The organism is Campylobacter concisus (assembly GCF_902460895.1).
Classification (GTDB): Bacteria; Campylobacterota; Campylobacteria; order Campylobacterales; family Campylobacteraceae; genus Campylobacter_A; species Campylobacter_A concisus_BC.
This window is the reverse complement of sequence record NZ_CABPVL010000002.1, coordinates 182,222-206,296: the sequence shown is the minus strand read 5'-3', so window position 1 is coordinate 206,296 and position 24,075 is coordinate 182,222. Positions and strand designations below refer to the sequence as shown.

The 24,075-nt window shown below is 40.4% G+C and carries 23 protein-coding genes; all 23 read right to left on the bottom strand.

All coding sequences use genetic code 11. From position 1 onward, the window contains the following. Window positions 1–1,167, bottom strand: a complete 1,167-nt coding sequence (gene xseA / locus F3G98_RS02200) for an exodeoxyribonuclease VII large subunit (protein WP_103607928.1) — start codon at window positions 1,165–1,167, stop codon at window positions 1–3. Continuing rightward, a complete protein-coding gene (gene ubiE, locus F3G98_RS02195) occupies window positions 1,160–1,882 on the bottom strand; it encodes a bifunctional demethylmenaquinone methyltransferase/2-methoxy-6-polyprenyl-1,4-benzoquinol methylase UbiE (protein ID WP_103607929.1) in 723 nt (240 codons plus the stop codon). Before ubiE ends, xseA begins: the two co-directional genes overlap by 8 nt. 13 nt (window positions 1,883–1,895) lie before the next feature. Further along, window positions 1,896–3,302, bottom strand: coding sequence for a CYTH and CHAD domain-containing protein (locus tag F3G98_RS02190; protein ID WP_223231289.1), 1,407 nt, complete (start codon window positions 3,300–3,302; stop codon window positions 1,896–1,898). A gap of 139 nt (window positions 3,303–3,441) precedes the next feature. After that, on the bottom strand, window positions 3,442–3,852 hold the full coding sequence (locus F3G98_RS02185) for a Fur family transcriptional regulator (RefSeq protein ID WP_009294652.1): 411 nt from the start codon (window positions 3,850–3,852) through the stop codon (window positions 3,442–3,444). 71 nt (window positions 3,853–3,923) lie between these two features. Further along, window positions 3,924–5,750 carry a 1-deoxy-D-xylulose-5-phosphate synthase gene (gene dxs / locus F3G98_RS02180; protein ID WP_149725683.1) on the bottom strand — a complete coding sequence of 609 codons (1,827 nt, stop codon included), beginning with the start codon at window positions 5,748–5,750 and terminating at the stop codon, window positions 3,924–3,926. Continuing rightward, on the bottom strand, window positions 5,743–6,609 hold the full coding sequence (fliH, locus tag F3G98_RS02175) for a flagellar assembly protein FliH (protein WP_149725682.1): 867 nt from the start codon (window positions 6,607–6,609) through the stop codon (window positions 5,743–5,745). Before fliH ends, dxs begins: the two co-directional genes overlap by 8 nt. Then, entirely contained in the window at window positions 6,606–7,637 is a 1,032-nt protein-coding gene (gene fliG, locus F3G98_RS02170; protein WP_012001435.1) for a flagellar motor switch protein FliG, read from the bottom strand. Before fliG ends, fliH begins: the two co-directional genes overlap by 4 nt. Further along, entirely contained in the window at window positions 7,637–9,334 is a 1,698-nt protein-coding gene (gene fliF, locus F3G98_RS02165; RefSeq protein WP_103597392.1) for a flagellar basal-body MS-ring/collar protein FliF, read from the bottom strand. The genes fliG and fliF overlap by 1 nt, the downstream gene beginning before the upstream one ends. A 4-nt stretch (window positions 9,335–9,338) precedes the next feature. After that, window positions 9,339–10,436 (bottom strand): histidinol-phosphate transaminase, encoded by a 1,098-nt coding sequence (hisC, locus tag F3G98_RS02160; protein ID WP_103607932.1) that lies wholly within the window; start codon window positions 10,434–10,436, stop codon window positions 9,339–9,341. Next, entirely contained in the window at window positions 10,436–11,515 is a 1,080-nt protein-coding gene (gene pheA, locus F3G98_RS02155) for a prephenate dehydratase (protein WP_103607933.1), read from the bottom strand. Before pheA ends, hisC begins: the two co-directional genes overlap by 1 nt. Continuing rightward, complete coding sequence (gene lysA / locus F3G98_RS02150) at window positions 11,499–12,722, bottom strand: diaminopimelate decarboxylase (RefSeq protein ID WP_103607934.1); 1,224 nt, start codon at window positions 12,720–12,722, stop codon at window positions 11,499–11,501. The genes pheA and lysA overlap by 17 nt, the downstream gene beginning before the upstream one ends. A 55-nt stretch (window positions 12,723–12,777) precedes the next feature. After that, window positions 12,778–13,842 (bottom strand): LptF/LptG family permease, encoded by a 1,065-nt coding sequence (locus F3G98_RS02145; RefSeq protein WP_103607935.1) that lies wholly within the window; start codon window positions 13,840–13,842, stop codon window positions 12,778–12,780. Further along, the gene (pth, locus tag F3G98_RS02140) at window positions 13,839–14,387 is read right to left on the bottom strand and encodes an aminoacyl-tRNA hydrolase (RefSeq protein ID WP_103607936.1); all 549 of its coding nucleotides are present in this window, start codon (window positions 14,385–14,387) and stop codon (window positions 13,839–13,841) included. The genes F3G98_RS02145 and pth overlap by 4 nt, the downstream gene beginning before the upstream one ends. A gap of 11 nt (window positions 14,388–14,398) precedes the next feature. After that, window positions 14,399–14,935, bottom strand: coding sequence for a 50S ribosomal protein L25/general stress protein Ctc (locus tag F3G98_RS02135; RefSeq protein WP_002939542.1), 537 nt, complete (start codon window positions 14,933–14,935; stop codon window positions 14,399–14,401). A gap of 67 nt (window positions 14,936–15,002) precedes the next feature. Beyond that, on the bottom strand, window positions 15,003–16,163 hold the full coding sequence (locus F3G98_RS02130; protein ID WP_149725681.1) for a type IV pilus twitching motility protein PilT: 1,161 nt from the start codon (window positions 16,161–16,163) through the stop codon (window positions 15,003–15,005). After that, window positions 16,163–17,155, bottom strand: coding sequence for a transaldolase (locus F3G98_RS02125; protein ID WP_149725680.1), 993 nt, complete (start codon window positions 17,153–17,155; stop codon window positions 16,163–16,165). Before F3G98_RS02125 ends, F3G98_RS02130 begins: the two co-directional genes overlap by 1 nt. Before the next feature lie 4 nt (window positions 17,156–17,159). Continuing rightward, window positions 17,160–17,786: a phosphoserine phosphatase SerB gene (gene serB / locus F3G98_RS02120; protein WP_012001427.1), complete on the bottom strand. Its 627-nt coding sequence runs from the start codon at window positions 17,784–17,786 to the stop codon at window positions 17,160–17,162. Between the two features lie 8 nt (window positions 17,787–17,794). After that, window positions 17,795–18,292 carry a chemotaxis protein CheW gene (locus tag F3G98_RS02115; RefSeq protein ID WP_021087872.1) on the bottom strand — a complete coding sequence of 166 codons (498 nt, stop codon included), beginning with the start codon at window positions 18,290–18,292 and terminating at the stop codon, window positions 17,795–17,797. 10 nt (window positions 18,293–18,302) lie between these two features. Further along, the gene (locus F3G98_RS02110) at window positions 18,303–20,654 is read right to left on the bottom strand and encodes a hybrid sensor histidine kinase/response regulator (protein WP_149725679.1); all 2,352 of its coding nucleotides are present in this window, start codon (window positions 20,652–20,654) and stop codon (window positions 18,303–18,305) included. Window positions 20,655–20,662: 8 nt separating this feature from the next. Further along, window positions 20,663–21,616 (bottom strand): chemotaxis protein, encoded by a 954-nt coding sequence (locus F3G98_RS02105; RefSeq protein WP_012001425.1) that lies wholly within the window; start codon window positions 21,614–21,616, stop codon window positions 20,663–20,665. Then, window positions 21,616–22,407, bottom strand: a complete 792-nt coding sequence (locus tag F3G98_RS02100) for a UDP-2,3-diacylglucosamine diphosphatase (protein ID WP_149725678.1) — start codon at window positions 22,405–22,407, stop codon at window positions 21,616–21,618. Before F3G98_RS02100 ends, F3G98_RS02105 begins: the two co-directional genes overlap by 1 nt. Before the next feature lie 62 nt (window positions 22,408–22,469). Beyond that, complete coding sequence (greA, locus tag F3G98_RS02095; RefSeq protein WP_012001423.1) at window positions 22,470–22,955, bottom strand: transcription elongation factor GreA; 486 nt, start codon at window positions 22,953–22,955, stop codon at window positions 22,470–22,472. A gap of 3 nt (window positions 22,956–22,958) precedes the next feature. Then, the gene (lpxB, locus tag F3G98_RS02090) at window positions 22,959–23,993 is read right to left on the bottom strand and encodes a lipid-A-disaccharide synthase (protein WP_103616989.1); all 1,035 of its coding nucleotides are present in this window, start codon (window positions 23,991–23,993) and stop codon (window positions 22,959–22,961) included. Between the last annotated feature and the right edge of the window lie 82 nt (window positions 23,994–24,075).

Genomic DNA, 24,075 nt, shown 5'->3' with positions numbered 1-24,075 from the left:
TTACTCCTTGATAATTGCTTTTTTATGTGTATTTTGCGAGATAAGCTCGATCTCATCATTCAAATTTAAATCCCTAAGATCAGCCCTCTTGCCATCTTTTCTAACCTCGATAAGCCCCTTTGTGCTCTCAAAAAAGAGCTCCCTCATCTCATAAGCCTTCTCTAGCGAGCCAAGAGCTGAGCCAAGAAGCAAGATCTTTCTTTGCACGGCGTTTGTTAGGGCATTTTGCTTGTTTGCCACCTCGCTAAATTTTAGCTCGATCCTAGCTTTTAAGGCATTTGATGAAAATTTAGAAAGTAGTAAATTTAGCAGATTTTGCTTCTTTGTGATCTTTAAATTTAAGGCACTATCAAGATCGTCGCTGAGCCTATCAAGATACTGAAAAAACGCCTCTTCATCAGGCAACAGATCAAGCATGGCTGCACTTGGTGTAAGCGATCTGCGGTCTGCTACAAAGTCACTTATAACGTAGTCTATCTCGTGTCCGATAGCGCTTATGACTGGCGTTTTTGTAGCGTAAATTTCACGTGCCAAACCCTCGTCGTTAAAGCACCAAAGATCCTCTTTGCTGCCGCCTCCGCGAGCTAAAACGATCACATCAACGCCGTATTTATCGGCTCTGCGCAAAGCTTTTATAAGCGAGCTCGGGGCACTTTCGCCCTGAGTTAGCGCGTCAAATATATAAATTTCACTTAGCCTCCAGCGGCTTCTTACCACCTTTAGCATGTCTTGAAGCGCAGCTGAAGTGGCGCTTGTGACAAGGGCTATTTTTTTAGGTAAATTTGGTATCTCTTTTTTTGCATCGATGTCAAAAAGCCCCTCGTTTTCGAGCTTTTCTTTAAGCTGTCTAAACGCAAGCTCAAGCTCGCCCTCGCCATCAGGCAGCATCGCGCTAGCTACTAGCTGATACGAGCCACTTGGCGAATAGATGGTTACTTTGCCATAAATTTTGACCTTTAGTCCCTCTTTTGGCAGGAATTTCACCTTTTGGTTATTCATACGATACATCACAGCTGAGATGCTTGACTTTTCGTCCTTTAGCGTGAAGTACCAGTGCCCAGAGGCATGCTTAGTAAGGCGCGAAATTTCGCCACTTACCTCGACGTAGTCAAGTGTCGCTTCAAGCAGTGCCTTTGCTTTTTCGTTTAGCTCAGATACGCTAAGCATTGATCTCTTTGACCTTTTTAGCGATAAATAGCGTCGAGATATCCATGCTAAAGCCCTTGCAAAGCTCTATCTCAAAGCCAGCCTCCACAAGCTCATCGCAAAAGCTCTTTGCATCAAGGAAATTTTCTATCGAGCTTGGCAGATACTCGTATGCCTCTTTGTTTTTCGAGATAAAGCCGCCGATACTTGGCAAAATTTTACTTAGGTAAAAATCTCTTAGTGCAGTTATTAAGCCCTTTTTCTGGCGTTTGGTAAATTCAAGCACGACGACGTAGCCATCTGAAGCAAGCACTCTATTAAACTCTCTTAGTGCAGCCTTTCGCTCGACCACGTTTCTTATGCCGTAGCTTATGCTTAAAATTTGAGCTTCACCGCCTGCAAGCGTCGTATTATCAGCATATGCCTCTATAAATTTAAAATTTGGAAATTTCGCTCTCGCCTCTTTTAGCATGCCACTTGATGGATCGATGCCAGTTAGGCTTTTCACCTCTACGCCAAATTCTTTTGAAATTTCACTCCAAAGCCCCATCATATCGCCGGTGCCACAAGCCACATCCACTATATTTATGCTTTTATTTTTAAAAATTTCTAGCATATATCTGCAGGCAAATTTCCTCCAGCTCACGTCCACGCCAAGGCTTAGTACCCTGTTTGCGACGTCGTAAGTCGGAGCGATCTGGTTAAACATATCAACTATTTTTTCTTGTTTTTGCATAAATTTTAGACCTTTATATGTAGTAAATTTTTAAATTTCGCGAGATCTTGCGAGTTGCTCTTATAAATTTAAGCCGCTTTTTTAGTATCTCTTCTCTGGTTTTGTAAATTTGTTTGTAAATTTTACTCTCTAGCTTTTCCTTGCCAGCAGCCTCTGGCAAGCGCTCCAAGATGCCAAGCCAGACGTCATAGTCTTGAAGCGCACCAAAGATCTCTTGCATATCTTTTAGCCGCTCTTCATACTTTTTAAGCCCGTCAAAATAAAAAATCTCACTCAAAAACTCGTAGGTATATCTCACCTTTTTAAGCTCGATCCTGATCTTGTGAAAGCTCTCATTTGGGCAGTCTTGATCTAGGCTTTTTAGCCTCTTTTGAGCCAAAACTAGAAGCGTTCTTAGCTTAAACGAGCCAAGGCGTGAAAGGCTTACATCAAAGAGCTTTGATCTATAAAACTCGCCCTCGTTTAAAAATATCTCCCACTCTTTTAAAAATGCGTAGTTTTCCTCGTCACTAAGGTAGCTTTTAACGTTTTCGTATTCTAAATTTAGAGCCTTTTGCACAAAGTAAATAAGCTCATTTGCGTGCTTTTGTTCGCTTAAAAAGCCTAAAAATATGTCTAAGTCTCGCTTTTTATTGGTTGAATTTGCCAAAATTTTAAAATTCTCTCCAAAAAAGAGCGTCACTTTCTCATCAAAAACTCCGTTAAAAATTTTAAGTAGCGACCTAACTTTTCTTAAATTTACTCGCAGGCTATGCAAAATTTCTTCGTCGTGATCTTGCAGATAGTCACTCTTTAACCTCTTTATCTCTTTATATATGCTTAAAAACAAAGCTCTAAGAGCCTCGCCGCTTTTTAAATTTGCAGCAAAATTTGGCGAAATTTCTCTGTTTTTAAAGACATTGTAGGCTCTTTTGTAATCAATTTGTTCATTTTCGTTTGCGTGGATGGCAAGAAATTTGTTTTTATATCTTTTATCGCAGGTGACATCAGCCTTACAAAACTGCTCCAAAAACGGTGGTAGTTTAAAATATAAAGCCTCGTTTTCATCAGCAAATTCTATCTCAAATGTGCAAAGTCCATTTAAGCCGTCTTTAAAAACGTCGATGTTGCAAGGGTTATTATTTAGCCGAAAAATGTATCTATCTTTTGTGATGACGTGCCCGATGCGGTTTTTTAGGGCCTTTTTAAACTCCGCCTTTTCGCAAAATTCCTCATTTTCTTCTCTTATAAGATCTTTGCCAACCTTGATCGTTTTTATAAATTTACCCTCTTCGCTTCTGAAGCGGATCTCTTCATTTTGCGTGATCTTGGTGTAAAACTGAGAAATTTCAAGGTGCTTAAAAACTAGCCCAGCCTCTTTTAGAAAATCTAGAATTTGAGAATTTTTGAGTAAAAATTTACGCTCTATCTCCAAACCCACATTTTTCTCCGAAATTTTTTGTTTATTTTAGCGAGTTAGTGCTTAAAATAATGAGAAAAAAGCTAATTTCAGGCTTGTTTGAAGTGTTTTATGAAGAAAAATAAAAATTTATGTTGCGTAGTGCAACATAAATTTTGCCTTATCGGCAGTGTTTACAGCTTTTTACGCTAGCAACGATATTTAGGCGCTCGATGATGTTACCGATCTTTTTTTCAAGCGCTTCTTGGTATTTGCCAAGCTCTGAGTCATCATAGCTCATATCCTCGACGCTACCGCAGTTTTCGCAAACCACGTGAATGTGCGGATGCTCGTAAATGTCGTATCTCGCCTTTTGATTGACGATATTTACCTCAACTACAAGGCCTTCGTCTTTTAGAGTGTTTAGGTTTTTATAGACAGTTGCGAGCGAAACTGATGGATTTTCTTTCAAAATTTCATCATAAAGCTCATCGATCGTTGGATGTGTGTGACGATCAAGAATTCTTAAAACGCTAAGACGCTGCGGCGTTACTTTAAGCCCAGACTGTTTTAGCAACGATACATATTGCATAATTTTCCCCTATACAAATTTTTGCTTTATGCTAGCAAAAGTAATATTAAACGTTTCTTTATTAAATGATATTAATTATTCTCTAGTAATTTTTGGGTAATTTGCTCAGCGCTTATGCCAAGGCTCTTTTCGACCTCAGCTGTTGAGCCATGCTGGATAAATTTATCATCATACTCGAAGCTAACAACGCTTACATTTGATATGCCATTTTCTTGTAAAAAGGCACTTACGATCTCGCCAACGCCGCCTTTTTTAGCGCTATCGCTAAAGATATACCACTTTTTAGTGCGTTTTGCAAGATCCAGCAAAAGCTCTCTATCAAGCGGTTTTACAAAGACTAGATCAACAAGGATAGCTTCAAGCTTGCCAACTAGTAAATTTCTAACCAAATTTGCCTTGCCAACGCCGTTGCCATAGCCTAAAAACGCGATGTCACTCTTTGCGTCAGCCAAAATTTCACCCTTGCCAAACTCAAGTGGCTTAGCTTTAAACTCATCTCTTAAGATAAACGCCCCACGCGGATATCTAAACGCGCTCACACCTTTGTGCGAGTAGGCAAATTCCATAACATTTTTCATGCTCTCTTCGCACCTTGGGGCAAAAAGAACCATGTTTGGCACAGCGTTTAAAAAGCTGATGTCAAAAGCACCTTGATGCGTTTCGCCGTCTTCGCCCACGATGCCCGCTCTATCCATCGCAAATGTGATGTTTAAATTTAATATAGAAGCATCGTGAATGACTTGATCATATGCTCTTTGCATAAAAGTCGAATATATCGCGACAAATGGCTTAAAGCCCTCTTTTGCCATGGCTGACATCGATGTGACTGCGTGCTGCTCAGCTATCGCCACGTCCCAAAAGCGGTCTGGAAATTCCTCTATAAGCGCGTCCATGCCAGTGCCTGTTGGCATCGCAGCCGTTACACCAACGATATCGCTGTGCTCTCTTGCCATCTTTAAAAGCTGCTCGCTAAAGATCGCCGTGGCTGACTTGTTTGACTGTCTTTTGATAAATTCGCCACTTTTTAGATCAAACGGCCCAACTCCGTGCCAATTTTCATAGTAACCCTCGGCAAATTCATACCCTTTACCCTTTAGCGTCTGCACATGCACGATGACTGGCTTTTTCATGTTTTTGGCTGTTTCAAATGTGCTAAGAAGCGCTGAAAGGTCGTGTCCATCGACTGGGCCTATATACTCAAGCCCAAGCTCTTCAAAAAACATGCCAGGAGTGATGAGCCTGATGCCCTCCTCCATACGTCTAGCCATATAAGCTGCAGAGTCTGGCATATAGCTTAAAAAGCGCTCAACCCTGCCTTTAAATTTTTGATAAAACTGCCCAGCCATCATCTGGCTTAGATACTTGCTAAGCGCGCCTATTGGCTTGCTTATGCTCATCTCATTGTCGTTTAGGATGATGACGCAAGGATATTTTCTATCTCCAAGCTCATTTAGCGCCTCATACGCCATGCCGCCACTTAGCGAGCCGTCGCCTATGACAGCTACTGGCAAGCGCTCTTCATTTTTTAGCTTGATCGCCTTTGCAGCGCCAACTGCTAGTGAAATGGACGTTGAGCTATGGCCTGCTACAAAGTAGTCAAATTTGCTCTCGCTTGGCTTTATATAGCCACTGATGCCGTTAAATTTTCTAAGCGTATCAAATTTGTCCCAGCGCCCAGTTAGTAGCTTGTGCGCGTAGCTTTGGTGACTCACGTCAAAGATAAACGGATCTTTTGTAACGTCAAAAATTTTGTGCATCGCAACGATGATCTCGACTGCACCGATATTTGAGCTAAGATGGCCGCCATTTTTACTAACGGTGGATAGAATTTTATCTCTGATGTCATGGCAAAGTGCGTTTAGCTCATCAACATTTAGGCTTTTAACGTCTTTATTCATTATTTACCAGCATTTTTAGCTTCTCAAGCCTTGTTTGCATCGTCGCATCGATGTTTCCGCCCTCGCTTATTATCACCACGCCGCCCTTGCTTATGGCATCATCAGCACTTACTTTTACGCGTTCGTTTTTGCTAAATTGCTCTTTTAGATAGTCGCTATCTTCTGGATTTACGCGAATTTCTATGTTTTTTACATCGCTTAGCTCTTTTATAAGCGAATTTGCTAGGTGATGAGCGATCTGGCTAGATGCGCTTGAAACCTCTTTTTCTATCACCTCTTTTGCGATCTTTATTGCAGTTTGGCCAAGCTCGTCTTCGCTCTTTTTCAAAAACTCATCAAATTTAGCGTACTGCTCGTCAAGCTTTGCGGCTGAAGCACTAAATTTAGCCTCAAGCTCCTTTATCTTTGCCTCATTTGCAGCGTTTGTTTGAGCGATGCCCTCGTTTTTGCCATCCTCTTTTGCACGGATGGTCTCCGCTTCAAGTCGTTTTGCAAATTCGCTCTCTTGATTTTCTATTTGCATTTGAAGTTTGATGATGTTGCTGCTTAGCTCATCTGTCTTTTTAAGTAGCTCCTCAACAAAGCTAGAGTCAAATCCTGGCTGATGAGCTTGACTATTTTGAGGCTGAGGTGCAAAGTGATTTTGCATGTTTGGCTGCATTGGGTGCGGCATCTGAGGCGTGAAATTTTCACCACCTTGCTCTAAATTTTGCTCATTTAGTTCTTCACTAAGGTTGTTCTCTTCTATCAAAACAGGCGCGCTATCTTGGGCTCTTTCATTGCTCCCAAGCACCTTAAATCTATAATTTTCTATAAAGTGAGCCGGCGAGGTCTCACTTGTTATTACGCTACTTTTCATTCTATCATCTCATCTGCTTCGCCAACTTGGAAGACGCCTTGATCAGCTAGACCTTGAACGACCTCAACGATGCGTCTTTGCGCCTCTTCAACGTCTTTTACACGAACAGCGCCAAGGTATTGCATCTCCTCTTTAAAGGCTTCGGCCGCACGCTGAGACATATTTGATAAAAATTTATCTTTAATGCCATCGCTTGAACCCTTAAATGCAACCATAAGGTCTTTTTTATCGACATTTTTGAGAATTTCTCTAATCGCAGTTGCATTAAGATTGATAATATCTTCAAATGTAAACATAAGCTCTTTGATCGTTGTAGCAAGCTTATCGTCACTTTGCTCGATGCGCTCGATCGTGCTTTTGCTAGCTTTTTGACCAAGTCTATTAAGCACTTCTGCCACAGCTCTTGGACCACCAACCTCAACCTTGTAAGATGTGAGGCTTTCAAGTTTACCCTCAAGCACTGTTGAGACACGCTTGATCACTGATGGGCTGATCTCGCCAAGATTTGCCATCCTGATCACGACCTCGCTTCTTAGCTCATCTGAGAAGAAGCTTAGCGTCTCGGCAGCACTTGTTGAGTCCATGTGAGCAAGGATCAGCGCGATAGTTTGAGGGTGCTCTTTTACGATGAAGTCTGCAAGTTGCTGTGGCTTTATCTTATCAAGATAGCCAAAGCTCTTTGAGTTTTCCATGCTTTTTGCAAGCTTGTCTAAAATTTTCTGAGCAGCCTCTGGACCAAATGTGCGGTATAAAATTTCTTTTGCATATTCTAAGCCGCCACTTCTCATATATTGGTTTGACTGCATTAGAGCGTAAAATTCTTCTAAAATAGCGCCTGCAACTTGTTTGTCTATATTTTTTGCAGTTGCTATGTAGCCTGAAATTTCAGTGATGACATCAACATCCATGTGAGAAAATATAAGAGCCGTCGCCTCTTCGCCAAGCTGTATTAGTAAAATAGCGATCTTTTCTGGCATCGAAAGATCGTCATATATCATCTTTTGCTTATCGGTTAGTTTTATAGACATCAAATTTCCTTACGCATGTTAAAGTCACTATCATTTTTAACCATATCTTGGAGTAAATTTGAAATTTCCTCGCTTCGTTCAGTGACTACTATCTTCATCTTTTCAAGAAGGACGTCGTATTTTAGCTCATCTTCATTAAATTCACCGCTAAGACCAAGCTGTTCCTCGACCTTCTTACGAGCGGCTTTAAATTTCTCAAGCGTATCTTCAGCATCCACCTCGATATCTTCAAGATCGTCCTGGGCTTGCTCCTCTTCTTCTTTCGTCTCTTCAAGCATCTTTTGCATAAATGGCACGATGACTTTTTTGTAGAAGATGTAAAGTAGCAGTGCTGCAAAGATGTATTTAAGTAGCGGCAAGAAAGGCATCACGTAGTTGTTCATAAAGCCATCCATCTTCTCGCCAGTGCTGACATCTTTGCCAGTTTTAAACTCGAAGTTATCTAAGCTTACCTCATCGCCTCTATTTTGATTGTAGCCGATTGATTGCTTGATTAAATTTGTGATTGATTCTCTTTGCTCTTTGGTAAGCGGGGCAAATTCAAGCTCGCCAGTTGGTTTGCCGTCTTTATCCTTTTTGCTTTGATAAAGTCCGTCTATAACGACAGCTGCGCTCACTCTGTTTATGCTAGCAAACTGCCCTTTGACATTTGTCACTTTCTTTGAAATCTCGTAGTTTGTCTGCTGTGAGCTTTTATTGTACTGCTCTTTTAAAGTGCTGTCATCTAGCCCTTGAACAGGACCTATGTTGCTAACTGCACCTGGTACGCCGCCTACTTCATTTGGAGCTGAGCCTTGGCGCTTTTCTTCGATGTTGCTCTCGCTTCTTACGACGTTATTTGGGTCATAAACCTCGCTTTTTGTATCTTTTTTATCAAAGTCAAAGTCGATATTTACCTTTGCTACGACCTTATCTGCCCCGCCCACGATAGGAGCTAGGACATTTACGATCTTTTGCTCATAATTATTTTCAAACTCGCGCTTATAGCGGATCTGCTGAGCTATGGCATCACTATCAAACTCACCGTCCTCATCGCCAAGTGCGACGCCGTCTTGATTGACGATCTTTACGTTTTCGGTGCTTAAATTTGTAACAGAGGCCGCCACAAGGTTTTTAATGCCAAAAATTTGCTTCGCGTTTAGACTAACGCCTGGCTTTAGCTCAACCACGATCGAGGCAGTTGGCAGTGCTTGTCTTTCAGTAAAGACGCTCTCTTTTGGTATGGCTATTCTTACAGTTGCTTTTTGGATAGATGAGAGGCTCTCGATCGTTCTAGCTAGCTCGCCCTCAAGCGCTCTTTGAAATTTAACTCTCTGTTCGGCATCCGTTGCGCCAAATTCTTGCTTGTCAAAAATTTCAAAACCGATCTTGCTCTCTTTTGGTATGCCAAGCGTTGCAACAGCGATACGCTCTTTATAGACATCACTTGTTGGCACAAGGATCGTGCCTTCATTTGCTAGTTTATACTTTATGCCATCTTTATTTAGCTGATCGACTATTAAGGCTGAGTCGCTTGGGCTGATGTTTTCAAAAAGGACGCTATATCCTGCAAAGCTATCACTTTTGCTTTTGTAAAGCGTTAAAAATACCAAAAAAGCCACAACCAAAACGATCGAGCTGCCTGCGACGATCTTTTGTTTTAGTGAAAGCTTTTGATAAATTTGACTTATTTGATGAAGTAATGCCTTAAAATCCATATCCCTACTTTAAAATTTGCTTTAACTCTTCAAAAACTCTATCGTTTTGCCACGCTTGGCCGATGGTTATTCTCACCGCATTTAAGGCGTAGCTTTTTAAATCTCGTAAAATTATACCTTTTTTTAGCATCTTTTCGCATATCTGGCTTGATTTTGGCTCATTAAATTTAAATGTGGTGAAATTTGTGTAGCTTGGGATAAACTCTATGCCGTTTTGCTCTGCAAACTCCTCATATCTTTTCATCTGCTCGAAGTTGTTTTGCATAGTTTTTTGCACAAATTCATCATCTCCAAGCGCTACTATCGCTGCTCTTAGGCTTGGAGTTGTGATGTTAAATGGAGCTCTTAGCTTTGAAAGAGCACCTATGATCTCTTCATTTGCCACGCCGTATCCCACGCGCATGCCACCAAGTGCGTAGGCCTTTGAGAAAGTGCCAAGATAGATGGCATTTTTAAATTTCACCACCTCACTTGGCTTTATCTCTTTTTTGCTATCTTTAAATTTAGCAAATTCGTTGTAAGCGCAGTCAAGCACCACAAGCGTGTTTTCATCAACTTTTTCTATAAATTTAAAAATTTCTTCAGCGTCCAAGCACTCGCCCAAAGGGTTGTTTGGCATACATAGAAAAATAACTGAAATTTCATCTTTTTTCGCGTTATAAATTTCTAAAAACTCGCTCAAATTATGCTCCATGCTCTTTGTGCGATAAATTTTAGCTCCTGTTTGCTTTGCGTAAATTTCATACATCGCAAATGTCACGCCAGCCATCAAAACGCCACTTTGCTTGTTTGCCTTTGCGTGAAGTGCAAACTCTATGATCTGGTCGCTTCCAGAGCCGATGATTATATTTTTGCTAGTTACGCCAAATTTCTTAGCCAGCCCCTCTTTTAGCTCAAAGTAGCTATCGTCTGGATAGAGATGTGCGTTTTTGGCGACCTCTTTTAGCGCCTCTTCTACGCGTTTGCTCGTGCCAAAAGGGTTTTCATTGCTCGCTAGCTTTATCACATCTTTTGCATCGATGCCAAACTCTCTAACTACAAGCTCGATCGGCTTTCCAGCCTCGTAATTTACTAGATCATCTAAAAAGTCATTAAATTTCATTACTCATCTCCGTTTAAATAGCTTCCAAGCCAAGTTATCTCAGCGCCACTCTCTTTTGCGAGTTCAAAGGCATTTTGCACCTTCTCATCGTCGATATGCCCTTCAAAGTCAAGGTAAAAAATTGACTTAAATTCGCGTTGCTTTATAGGACGTGACTCAAGTTTTGTGATATTGATATTTTCATTTTTAAAGATAGAAAGCAGATCAGCAAGGCGTCCTGGACTGTGATCAGTCTTTGCTAGGATCGAAGTTTTCGAGTTTTCAACCTTGGCATTTTTAAAATCACTTAAGATCAAAAATCTCGTTCTGTTTGCCATATTATCTTCGATCGTTTCATAGACGATTGGCACATTGTAAATTTTAGCTGCGATTTTTGAGCAAATAGCGGCTGATTCTCTATCCATAGATGCCATATATGCGGCTGCGGCGGTTGATTTGGCTGGGATAAATTCGACCTCATTTAGCAGGTGATCTTCTAAAAATTTACGGCACTGGTTGTAGCCTTGCGGATGCGAGTAAATTCGCTTTATCTCTTTTAAATTTTCATTTATGCTAACAAAGCTGTGGTGGATATCTACGTAGAGCTCTGCCACTATCTTTATATCATCAAATTTACTCAAACAATCAAGCGTAGCTCCAACAGCGCCTTCAGTGTTGTTTTCGATAGGCACGACGCCATATTTTGCCTCTTTTTGAGCTAGCTTTGTAAAAACTGCCTCGATCGTAGCAAGTGGCAAATATGCGCTCATCACGCCAAATCTACTTTGCGCCGCTTGATGCGTATAAGTGCCCTCAGGCCCTAGATAGACGATCTTTTGAGGCATCTCTAAATTTCTACTAACAGCAAAAATTTCAAGATAAATGGCCTCGATCGCAGCCTTATTTAAGGCTTTATCTTTGCTAAGGCTAGTTAAGCGGTTTATGATAGCTCGCTCGCGCTCAGGGCGATATATAGGCGTCCCAGTCGTTTGCTTTAGCTTGCCAATCTGCTCAACAAGCTTCATTCTTTCATTTAGTTTATTTAAGATGAGATCATCGATACTATCGATCTCTTTTCTAAGCTCATTTAGCTCTTGCATCAGCGCTCTCCAAAAACTCTATCTCGGGTGCCACGACATCCTCGAAACTCTCGCGTCTTCTTATCAGTCTATCTTTGCCATCAAGCACGCAAACTTCAGCGGCTCTGTTTCTTGTATTGTAGTTTGAGCTCATGCTAAATCCATAAGCCCCAGCTCCTTTAACCACGATGACATCGCCACTCTTACACTCTGGTAGATTGATATCTTTTGCTAAAAAGTCACCGCTTTCGCAAACTGGACCAACCACGTCGCAAGTGCCTAAATTTTCATCCTTGCCGTAAGCAAAAATTTTGTGATGCGCGCCATAAAGGCTTGGTCTTATGAGATCATTCATCGCGCCATCAGTGATGACAAATCTCTTTTTGCCATTAAATTTCTCATATAAAACGCTTGCGACAAAGTAGCCAGCATTGCCAACGATGAAGCGTCCTGGCTCGCAGACGATAGTGACGTCTTGACCCTTTAGCGCGCCTAAAATTCCTTGTGCGTAGTCATATAAATTTATCTCTTTTTCGTCGTTATAGATGATGCCAAGTCCGCCACCAACGTCAAAGAATTTGATATCTATTTCAAGTGCTCTTAGCTCTCTTAAAAGCTCGCTAACGATCTTTGCAGCGTCTATTATAGGGCTTAGTGAAGTTAGCTGCGAGCCGATGTGAAAGTGGATGCCAGTTGGCTCAAGAAACTCTGAAGCTTTAGCGTGGATATACATCTTTTTAGCAGTCACCGCATCAACGCCAAATTTGTTTTCATTTAGCCCTGTCGAGATATATGGGTGCGTTTTTGCATCAACGCCTGGATTTACCCTGATGCTGATCCTAGCTTTTAAATTTAGCCCCTTTGCAATGTTTTCAAGCCTTAAAAGCTCGGCAAAACTCTCGACATTTATAAGCAAAATTTCATTTTCTAAAGCCTCTTTTAGCTCCGCATCGCTCTTGCCAACGCCGCTAAAGATGATCTGATATCTCCTAGCTCCTGCTAGTAGAGCTCTTTTGACCTCGCCGATGCTCACGCAGTCAAATCCTGCTCCAAGATCAGCTAGAAATTTTAAAACACTTAAATTTGAGTTTGCCTTTACAGCGTAGCAAACCAGAGATTTTCTAGCGTAAAATGCGTTTTTTAGCGCCTCGTAGCGCTCTTTAATGTAGTTAAAATCATAAACGTAAAGTGGGGTTTTGTATTTGCTTGCAAGCTCTTTAAAATCCATAAAATAGCCTTTTTTAAAATGGCTTGATTTTACAAAAAAGTTGCCAAAATTTGGCTTAACGATGCGATTTTATGAGATAAATGGCGTATGCAAAAAGAAAAATAACAGGGAGCACCATACCGATCTCTGGCAAGATGACTGAGGTTTGAGCAAATTTAGTTAAGATAAAAAGAAGCCCCCAAACTACGAGAGTTACCACAACAAAGATAAAGGTTGAAAGTGCAAGGTTAAAAAACCTGCCGGTTACTGGCAAATGATAGTAGAAAATAAGCAGCAAAAATGGCGCAAAAAATGGTGTGATGGCAAGGTTATAAAATGCCGTTCTTGCACTATCAAGCCCTATGCCTTCGTTTTTAAATGTCTTTATAAAATTTATCGCATCAGGTATGTTAAATTTCGAGTTTTCAACGCTTGCAGCACTCTCAATGCTCTTTGGCTTAAAGCCTCTTAACGCATCTAAATTTTCGCTTTTTATCTTACTAAAGCCATTTTCGCCAAGCTCTAAATTTTGAGGCAAGAAGGTTTGATTTACATCCTCTAAAACCCACTCATTGTCTTTAAATTTAGCGTGGTCGGCAAAAGTTGTTGAGAGCAAGTCAGTGCCATTAATGTCAAAAATTCTCACGTCATTTGCCCTTTGTTTGGCTGAGTTTAGCTCTTTTATATAGATAAATTTGCCTTCAAATTTCAAAAATGAGTCGTTTGTGCTTTTTGAAAAAGCGGTGTTTTTAGCGATACTTTTTTGATAGTCATGTGCATAAGCAAATGGCGTAAAATTTAGCCCGACATAAAAAATCGTCACAAAAAAAGCGATGAGAAATGGCGGCAAAATGAGTTTGTTTTTGCTAATGCCAAGAGCGTAAAAGCTGATTAGCTCGTTTGAGCGAACCATATTTACATGTAAAATTATTAGTGCAAAGATGAGCGAAAGTGGCAAAACGTAGCTAATGGCACTTAGCGCAGTAAGACCAACGTAGAGCAACTGAAGGTTCGCAGATGGCGGTAGATCTTTTAAATTTGTAAGCAGATCAATGCCAACATAAAATAGCTCAAGCGCTAAAAATACGATAAGAAAAGATTTTATATAGACCCAGCCAACGTATCTGGCGTATAGTTTCATTTGATAAGACCTTTTTTTACCGTAAATTTTTGTGAAATTTCATTGATATCGCTCTTTAGTAGCTCGCAAACCGCATTTTTTGTATAGGCTAAAATTTCATCTAAAGCCTTTTTCTCCTCGTTGCTAAACTCGCCAAGGACGAAATTTTTAGCATCGCCCTCATGCCCGATACCTACGCGCACTCTTTCGTAGTCATTACCTATTAAATTATCGATCGATTTTATGCCGTTATGTCCGCCGCTACTGCCGCCTTTTTTAAATTTAACCGCGCCAAAACTAAGATCAAGATCGTCGTGGATGACGATTATCCTATCTGGTTTATAAAAGTCTTTTACCGCTTTAACACTTTGACCTGAGAGGTTCATAAAGGTTGTTGGTTTTAGCAAGATAATATCGTTAAATTTAAAAACTTCGCCTTGAAATTTGGCTGAGCTAATATCTTTGAATTTTGAGTCTTTTAAGAGATCTATAAGCATAAAGCCTATGTTGTGTCTAGTATTTTCGTATTTGAGGCCAGGATTTCCCAGCCCCGCTATTAGTGTCACAAAAGCCCTTTTTATTTAGCTTTAATAACTCCAAGTACCGCAACACGGTCAGCGTCAATGATAGTAACGCCTTTAGGAGCTGTGATATCACGAACCAAAATCGTATCATCAATGTCAAGTTTGCTTACATCAACGTCAAATGAATTTGGTAAATTTTCAGCCGTGCATTTTACGCAAAGACGTCTTTTTGACTGGATCAAAACGCCCTTATTTTTAAGACCAATAGGTGTTCCAACTGGCTTAACTGGGATCATATATTTTGATAAAACGCCTGGAAGTGCTACTTTTAGATCTACGTGTTTAAGATCACTTGTAACAACATCTCTTTGGTAATCAACAATAACGACATTATAAACTTTTCCGCCTACTTTTACATCAAAAGCAAGGCTCTCTTTTTTGCGTGCCTCTTTGATAAAGTCATTGACTTTAAAAGCAGCTGCAACATTCTCTAATCCCTTGCCATAAATGTTGGCGATTAGATAACCATCTCTTCTCAAAGCCTTCGCAGACTTCTTACCGATACTCTCTCTAACGATTCCTTCTAACATCGTTTTCCTTTCATAAAAAATAGGTGCTGATTTTATCTAATGCTTTATAAATTTCAGATAAAGCTTACTAAATTTCTTTAAGTGCGATCACTTCAGGTTGATCTTGTTTGCTTTGAGGTTTGCCAAAATTTACACCATTTTCAAAGCTAAAACCTGCTACATTTGAGCTTTTTATCTTAAGCTGCAAGTCGCCCCTGTTACTAGCATTATCAAGCGCTACTTCGGCACTAATTATCTTATTTTCATAAAGCTCAAGCAGGTGCTGATCAAAGGTTTGCATGCCGTAAGTATTTTTTGACTCAGCTATGGCAAGATCGATCTCATCAAATTTCTCTTCAGATATGAGCTCTTTTATACGGGTATTTTTTCTCATGATCTCGACTGCTGGGCGTCTTGTGCCAAAAAGCGTCTTAACTAGCCTTTGTGAGATGACGCAAGCAAGGACAGAAGAGAACATAAGACTTACCTTATCTCGCTCGCCTTGTGGGAAGCTATTTACTATTCTATTTACGCTCTCTTTTGCATCAAGCGTGTGAAGTGTCGAAAGCACCAAGTGTCCAGTCTCTGCGGCTCTAATGGCAGTCTCAATGGTCTCAAGATCTCTCATCTCACCCACCAAAATGATGTCAGGATCTTCTCTTAATGAAGCCCTTAGCGCATCTGAGAAATTTAGCGCATCTGCCCCGATAGAGCGCTGATTGATTATACTTTTATCATCGTTAAATACATACTCGATCGGATCTTCGATAGTCACGATGTGCGATCTTTTTGTCTGGTTGATGAAATTTATCATGCTTGCAAGCGTTGTCGTCTTGCCGCTTCCAGTTGGGCCAGTCACTAAAATGATGCCACGAGTGGTCTCTGTGCAAATTTTTTCTATCACACTTGGTAAATTTAGATCTTTTATGGTTGGAATTTTCGTTGGAGTGACACGAAAGACAGCAGAAATTCCGTTTATCTGCAAAAACATATTTACACGAAAGCAGTACTCATCATTTAGTTTATAAGAAAAATCTATGTCTTTTTTCTCCATAAACTCATCAAATTTAGCCCCCAAAAGTTCATTTGCGATAGCCACTGCGTCACTTGGGTCTAAATTTTCTTCGCTAAGTGGCATGATCTCGCCATTAAATCTGCCATAAACAAGGCTTGCAGACTTTAGATGAAGGTCGCTGCCGCCTTTATCCACCAAAGAGCACAGATATGAGTCTAGGTCTTGTTTGGTCATTAAAGTGATTTCATAATGTCGTCAAATGCTACAACAAACTGTTTTAAGCCATCATTTAAAAGCTCTTTATAAGTAGCATTTATATCGATCTCATTATTTTTTATGATGTGAAAAAAGCTTGAGATATTCTCTTTGCTAGGGGCATTTTTTGCCTCAGCTTTTTCTTTTATAAATTCTTTTATCGTCTCTATCGGAGCTGTGTTTATAGAGTTTTTATACATTAGCTCTCTAACGTAATAATCCCCTCTTAAGCCACCACCTTTTACGCCAGTGCTTGCAAAAAGTGTTCTTATGTTTTCTAAGCCAAAATCCTCAATGATATGATAGATATTTGCAGCGTTCATTATGCCGATCTGTCCTGTTGGTAGGCTTTTTGCAGACATTGTCTCATCAAGCTTTCTGTCAAATCTACTAACAAAAACGCTGATCACACCTTTTGGCATCGTCGTATCCACAAAGCGGCTTGCATAAGCTTTGCTACCCTCTTTGAAAGCCTCTAGGCAGTTTTTGGCCTGATCTGGCGAGAAAATGAGCGTTGCATTTACGCTGATACCTCTTGCCATGAGTGCGCTCATCGCTTCATAGCCCTCTTTTGTGGCTGGAATTTTTATCATGACATTTGGCATTGAGATAAGGTTGTGAAGCCTGATGCCCTCTTCTATCGTCGCAGCTGTTTCGCCACTTAAATTTGGATCAACCTCGATGCTAACAAAGCCATCATCGCCATTTGCGTAGTTTTTTAGCATTTTACATGCGGCGATCTTGATATCTTGGGTCGCTAAAATTTCATAGAGATCTTTTGGGTGACGCTTGTTGCTATTTTGTATGATCTGTTTGTAAGCAGGTGATGCAAAAGCTGTTTTAAAGATAGCTGGGTTGCTTGTAGCTCCGTTTATAACGCCTTTTTCTAATAAAGAGTTGAATTCGTTTTGTAAAAAATCTCTCTCTATAAAGTCACACCAAAGAGAAAATTTAGCTTCATTGTCATACATTTTTTCACCTTATAAAATTTAAAATTTCACGCAGATCCTTGACATCCACGCAATGCGTTGCCTCTTTTTTTAAAATTTCTTTCGCACAAAAGGCAATTTTTAGATCACATTTTCTAAACATAGATACATCATTGGCTCCGTCGCCAACGCACATGATCTCACTTTTATCTAAATTTAATAGCCCCTTTAAGCGATCTATCATCTCGCCTTTTGAGCTACCAAACATCATCTCTCCGCCAACTTCACCTGTTAAAATTCCATCTTTGTGGTGCAAGATATTTGCAAAATTTGCATCAAATTTAAGTTTTTCTTGCATCTTATCAGTAGCGATGTGAAAACCACCACTAAATACCACGACTTTTATATCCTTTTGCTTTAGAGCAGCTATAAGCTCGCTAGCTCCTGGCATGATGGGTAAATTTTTACAAATTTCATCTGCCTTTGAAAGTGGCATTCCTTTTAAAAATTTTACTCTTGCTGTAAGACTTTCAAAAAAATCAAGTTCACCGTTCATCGAACGCTTCGTTATGCTAGCCACCTCATCGCTGGCGTTATTAGCGGCGGCGAGGATATCAATCGTCTCGCCGTCCATTATCGTAGAGTCAAAGTCAAAAACACAAAGTTTTATCAAACTATGCCTTAAAAATCACGCTTTAAAAGGCTCTCAACCTTTAAAATCGTAAGGATATTTTGATCGCGTTTACCGATACCATAGATCATGCCTTTGTCTTTTACTAAAGTCTCTGGCGGCGGATCGATCCTATTGCGGTCTATTCTGATAGCCTCCGTCAAGCGGTCTATCACGAAGCCTGCTATGTTATCCTCATCTTTCATGACGATATATCTTGTATTTGAGCTTTGCTTTGTAACATTTAGTGAAAAACGTTTTCGCAAATCAATAAGCGGGATAACGTTTCCACGTAGGTTAAAGACACCAAGAACATAGTCAGGCACGCTAGGAACACGGGTGTATTCGATAGGCTTGATTATCTCTTGGATATTTAAAATAGGTATCGCATACTCTTCTTCGCCAACAACGAAGCCTACAAGTTGGACTATATCTTCGTTATTTTTTATCTCAGGCTCGTCAATTTGCTGTTTTTGTTTGCTTAAAACTTGGTTTAGTTTATCATTCATCGCCTAACCCCTAACCTAATTTAATATTTTTTCTAACAACGTTTTCAAGGTATTCTGACGAATATGGTTTTGTGATATATTCTGTCATACCAACCTCTACTCCGCGCAATCTATCAGTTTTAGACGTTCTTGATGTTACTGCTATTAGCGGTAAAGTGCGATACTTAGAGTATTTGCGAATTTCACCAGCTAGAGTATATCCGTCCATCCTTGGCATCTCAATATCAATGAGCACCGCATCAAATGCATGCTCGCCTGATTTAATTATATTGAGTGCTTCTACTCCGTTAGTTGCTTCTATTATTGTGACGCCGATTGGCTCAAGCGATTTTTGCATGATGGTTCTATCCATCTTAGAGTCATCAACGATTAGAACCTTATAATCACTTGGTTTCTCTTTTGCTTTAGTGCTATCTTCCATTTCGGCTCTAATATTTACCTTAATATCCTTTGCCATCTCCATCATAGCACCAACGTCTATGATAAGAGTTACGCGGCCATCGCCTCTAATAGTAGCTCCAGCGATGCCTGGGATATTTTGTAAATAATCACCCATTGACTTAATAACGATCTCTTCTTGACCGACTAATGTATCTACTATGATGCCCAGTTTTGCCTCGGCAACGCCAATAATTACGACATAAGTTTGATCTCCACCATCAAAGACTTTATTGACACCAAAGACATCTGAAAGTCTAACAAGAGATAAGACCTCATCTCTTAGTCTTAGAACGTTTTTGCCATCGATCGTGTAAATATCATCAATAGGCACACGAACAGTTTCAAGAACGCTCGCAAGTGGTATCGCATAAAATTCCTCTTGTGTTCCGACAAGAAGTGATTGAATAATCGCAAGTGTAAGTGGAATTTTAAGCTTCATAACTGTGCCTTTTCCAACTTCACTCTCAATATCAATTATGCCATTTAGCTTTTCGATATTTGTCTTAACAACGTCCATACCAACGCCACGACCAGATACGTTTGTAACCTTAGCTGCAGTTGAAAATCCTGGCTTAAATATAAGACCAAAAGCCTCTTTCTCGCTCATCGCATCAGCTTCACGCTCAGTGATGATGCCTTTTTCTATCGACTTAGCTTTAAGCATATCAGCATCCAAGCCCTTACCATCATCAACTATCTCAACAACGATATGGTTGCCCTCATTGTAAGCTTTTAGCTGAACAAGGCCTTTTTCAGGTTTGCCCATTGCTTTTCTTGTCTCAGGATCTTCGATGCCATGATCGCATGAGTTTCTGATGATATGAACTAGCGGATCGCCGATCTCTTCAACGATTGATTTATCAAGCTCTGTCTCTTCACCTGAAATTTCAAGGTCGATCTGCTTACCAAGGTCGCGGCTAAGGTCGCGTATCATACGTGGGAATTTATTAAAGACTTTTGCTATTGGAAGCATCCTTGTCTTCATAACAGCTAGCTGGATATCAGTCGTAACTAGACTTAGACTTGAGACTACTTGATTTAGCTCTTCTAAGAATTTCTCGCCCTCATATCTCTCTTCTACGTCATCATAAATTTTTAACAAGCGGTTTTTACCAAGAACAAGCTCGCCGATTAAATTCATCAAGTGATCAAGTCTTTTTACTTCAACACGTATCGTTTGCTCTTGTGCTACCGCACTGTTACTACTAGCTGCTGGCACTTTTTTATCCGCATCTCTTTCTCTACTAGGAGCTGGCTTAGGTGCAGGTGCTGACGCAGCGCTTGTGGCTGGAGCTATCTCTTCAGGAGATTTTGGAGCTATGCCTTTTGAAGCACGTCTTGCTTGATCTTCTGCTTTTCTAACTTTTAAAAGTCTCTCTATCTCAGCCTCAACCTCAGAGTCACTTAGCTTTGAAAGCTCAGCATCACTTACTTCAGGAGCTGCTTCTTCAGCTGGTGCGACAGGTTCTGGCTCTTTTACTGGCTCAGGTGCTGGTGCGGCTGGAGCTTCTGCGGCTGCGCTTGGTGCTTCACCTTCAGAAATTTGAGTAAGTCTTACACAAATATTTTTGATATCAATGCCAGCGGCTGCGTCACTACCGTTATCTCTAATGCTCTCAAGTAGTCCCTTCATCATATCAACTGATTCAAGAACAACGTCCATGATGTCCGGAGTGATTTTTAGCTCGCCTTTTCTAGCTTTGTTTAAAACATCCTCCATGTGGTGAGTAAGCTCTGTTAAAACGTCAAAATTTAAAAAGCTTGAGCTACCTTTTACTGTGTGAGCAACACGGAAAATTCTATTTAAAAGCTCCAAATCTTCAGGGTTTGCCTCTAGTTCAACAAGGTCATGGTCTATCTGCTCAATAAGTTCGAAAGCCTCTATTAAAAAGTCTTCCATTATTTCTTTCATATCATCCATACTTCACCTCACTTCGCAGATTTAGAATGTGCTTCAATCACTTTTAGCACCTCTTGATAAAATACACCAGCATCAAATTTTGTAAGATACGCAGCACCACCGGCTTCTTTACTCTTAACCTCACTAAATTCGTTGCTTAATGAAGAGTTAAACACAATCGGAACATCTTTAAATCTATCATCATTTTTAATAGTTGAAGCAAAGCGGTATCCATCCATTTGTGGCATTTCGATATCACTTAAGATAACTCTAAGCTCTTTTGTTAAGTTATCTCCATATCTTTGATAAAGCTCCTCCATCCTCTCTAAGCCCTCAACGCCGTTTTTAGCTTCAACTACGCTAAGACCCATCTTCTCAAGTGCGTCTTTTACTAGTTTTCTAGCAGTTGAGCTATCATCTAGAACTAAAGCAGCGCCTTTGATCTTTTGATCGTCTGTTACGTCAAATTCGATCTTTGGTGAGTAAATTCCTAGCTCTTCAACGATGCTTTCAAGATCAAGAATTAAAAGTACTTCGTCATTTTCTATTCTTGTTACGCCTGTGATCTTACCTTTGTCTAGAGTGCCAGCTCCAGCAGCAAAATTTGCAGGCTCTATGTCTTTCCAGTTTATACGTCTGATCCTCTTGGCCTCATGGACGATAAAACCGATCAATATACCGCTAAATTCAGCGATAATAACACGTGGCTTTATGACTACACCCTCAGTTGGTTCGACGATATTCATCCATCTTGCCAAATTTATAACAGGGATAACCACACCTCTTAAATCAAAAATTCCCTCGATATACTCAGGAACGCCAGGAAGCTCGGTAAGATTTGGCATCTTAATGATCTCCCGCACCTTTGCGACATTGACTCCGTATATTCCTTCATATACTTTGTTTTCGGCCTTTTTAAAGATACGAAAATCAACAAGTTCCATCTCGTTTGAGCCCGTTTTTAGTACGTTGTCTCCAAACATCAATGTCCTTTCAAACTCATTTTGAGCAAATTCAACTTTTGCTGGGCGTATTCTACAACAAAATAACTTTGCTCGCATGCAAAACAAGGTAAATTTATATAAAATCTATCGTAAATATCAAATAGCTCACCTTGATGATAGTGTCCCTCTATCACTATACTTGCGTCAAAGCCCCGCAAATGCTTGCTCATTAGCTCCTTGAAGTTTGAAATTTTATAGTGCAGATTTTTCTTAGTAAGTTTGGTTAGTATCGCTTTTGAAATTTTAAAATTCAAAATTTTATCAAGCGCGTTCATAAATTTCAAAAACCATCTAAGCCTTAAAAACCTAAGCGCATACTTATCTATAAAAGGCAAAAATATATCGCCATGCGCGATCTGGACGTGCTCGCCACTTATAGTTCTAAATTTCACTGGCTGAGCGCAAATGTCATAGACCTTTACCCCCTCAAAGCTTAGCCTCTCGCCTTTGTCCCAAAAATCTCTAGTTTTATTAAATAAATTTGAAAGTCTAAAATCGTGGTTGCCCTCGAAGTAAAAAATTTCCACCTTTTGTGAAATTTTATTTATAAGTCTTAAGTGCTCAGCGTAAAATTCTTGCGTATATTCACCCTCGCCCGTTAAAAAATCAAATATATCGCCAAGCAAGAAAATCTGCGGTGGCTCCTTGATCTCTCCGCTATCAACGGCATGCAAGAATTTCAAAAATCCATCGCGATTTACATTTTCATGCGCATCAGCTAAAAAGATCGCGCCTTCTTTTATAACGGGGGCATATAGGTATTCGCTCAAATTTTGCCTTAATTAAAAATTAGCAGAGCCAAAAAGCAGTTTTTAGCCCTTCGCCTCGTCTTTTAGTCAAATTTTATAGGTTTGTAGCAGATCTTAACAATCTCAACGTCGCTTCTACCTTTTGGTAAATTTAGCGCTACCTCATCGCCCTCAGCCTTGCCTAAAAGCTGCTTTGCAAGAGGTGAGTTTATCGAGATATAGCCCTTGTCTAGGTCACTTTCACTCACGCCAACTATCGTGTAAGTATGCTCTACCTCGGTCTCTTCGTCCATTATCGTCACACTAGAGCCAAATCTCACTCTGTCATGCTCGTAGCTACTTGGATCAATAACTTCAGCATTTGCCAAAAGTGCGCTAAGCTCAGCGATCCTAGCGTCTATAAAGGCTTGCTTCTCTTTTGCTGCGTGATACTCAGCATTTTCTTTTAGATCGCCGTGGCTTCTTGCGATGTCGATCTCTGTTACGATTTGTGGGCGCTGTACTAGCCTTAGATCTTTTAGCTCAGCTTCTATCTTCTCGTATCCGTGCATTGTCATTGGTTCACTCATTTTTTACTCCATATTTTTTAAAATTTTTACTACATTTTTACTGCTACCATGCCCTAGGTAAGCCCTTAGCTCATCGCAGCCTTTTAAGAATTTTTGCCTATCGCAGCTCTTGTAGGCTCTTAGCAAATTTTCAGCCGTTGCAAACTCTTGGATAAACTCCTCATGAAGCGGCTCTTTGCCCATGAAGTCAAACATTATATTTGCAAGTCCCGCGTGCTTGATCTTTACGAATTTTCTAGCGATGAAAACATCTATCGCTTTTGCCTTATATGCTAGCACAAATGGCGTGCCAATGAGCGCTGCTTCAAGCGTAGCAGTGCCAGAGCAAACAAAGGCAAAGTCACTCTCATACAAGGCCTCAGGCGTGTTTGAGACGACCTCAAAATCACTCACATCGCCATAAATTTCGCCCACTTTATCAAGCAAAAATGGCGGCACGACAAGTAGCCTTGTAGCCTCTATCTTTTTAGCAAGCTCTCTATAAACTGGCATAAGCCTAGAAATCTCTGACCTTCTTGATCCTGGCAAAAACGCCACTTTGCCACTGCTACTTAGGCTAGTTTTCTTAAGCTTTATCTCGTCCATCAAAGGATGGCCCACGTAGGTCGAGCGACTATAAAATTTCGCATCAAATGGCAGGATCGAAGCTAGGTTGTCACAATACCTCTCCACAACGCTCACTCTTTTTGGCTTCCATGCCCAAACTTGAGGCAAGATGTAGTATGTCACGGCTGCTTTTGCACCGGCCTCTTTTATCGCCTTTGCAAGCGGCAGGTTAAAGGCTGGACTGTCTATTAGCAGCACCGCATCAGCCTCTTTTGCCATCTGGCTCATCACTTTCATCGCCTTTTTTGCCTTAAAAATGAGTGGCAAAACCTCGACAAAGCCCATCGCTGAAAACTCGCTGCTTTTCATATATGGCGTGCCAAGCTCTTCGCTAAAAATTCCCATTAGCTCAAATTCGCCCTCGAAATTTTTCAAAATTTCTTTTAAATGCAAATTTGCCGATGGCTCAAGAGCGGAGACTAAAATTTTCATTTACACACTTTCATCAGGTCTTTTTTTGGGGGCATTATACGCAAAAATTCTTTAAAATTTTAAGAAAGCTGTGATAAAATCC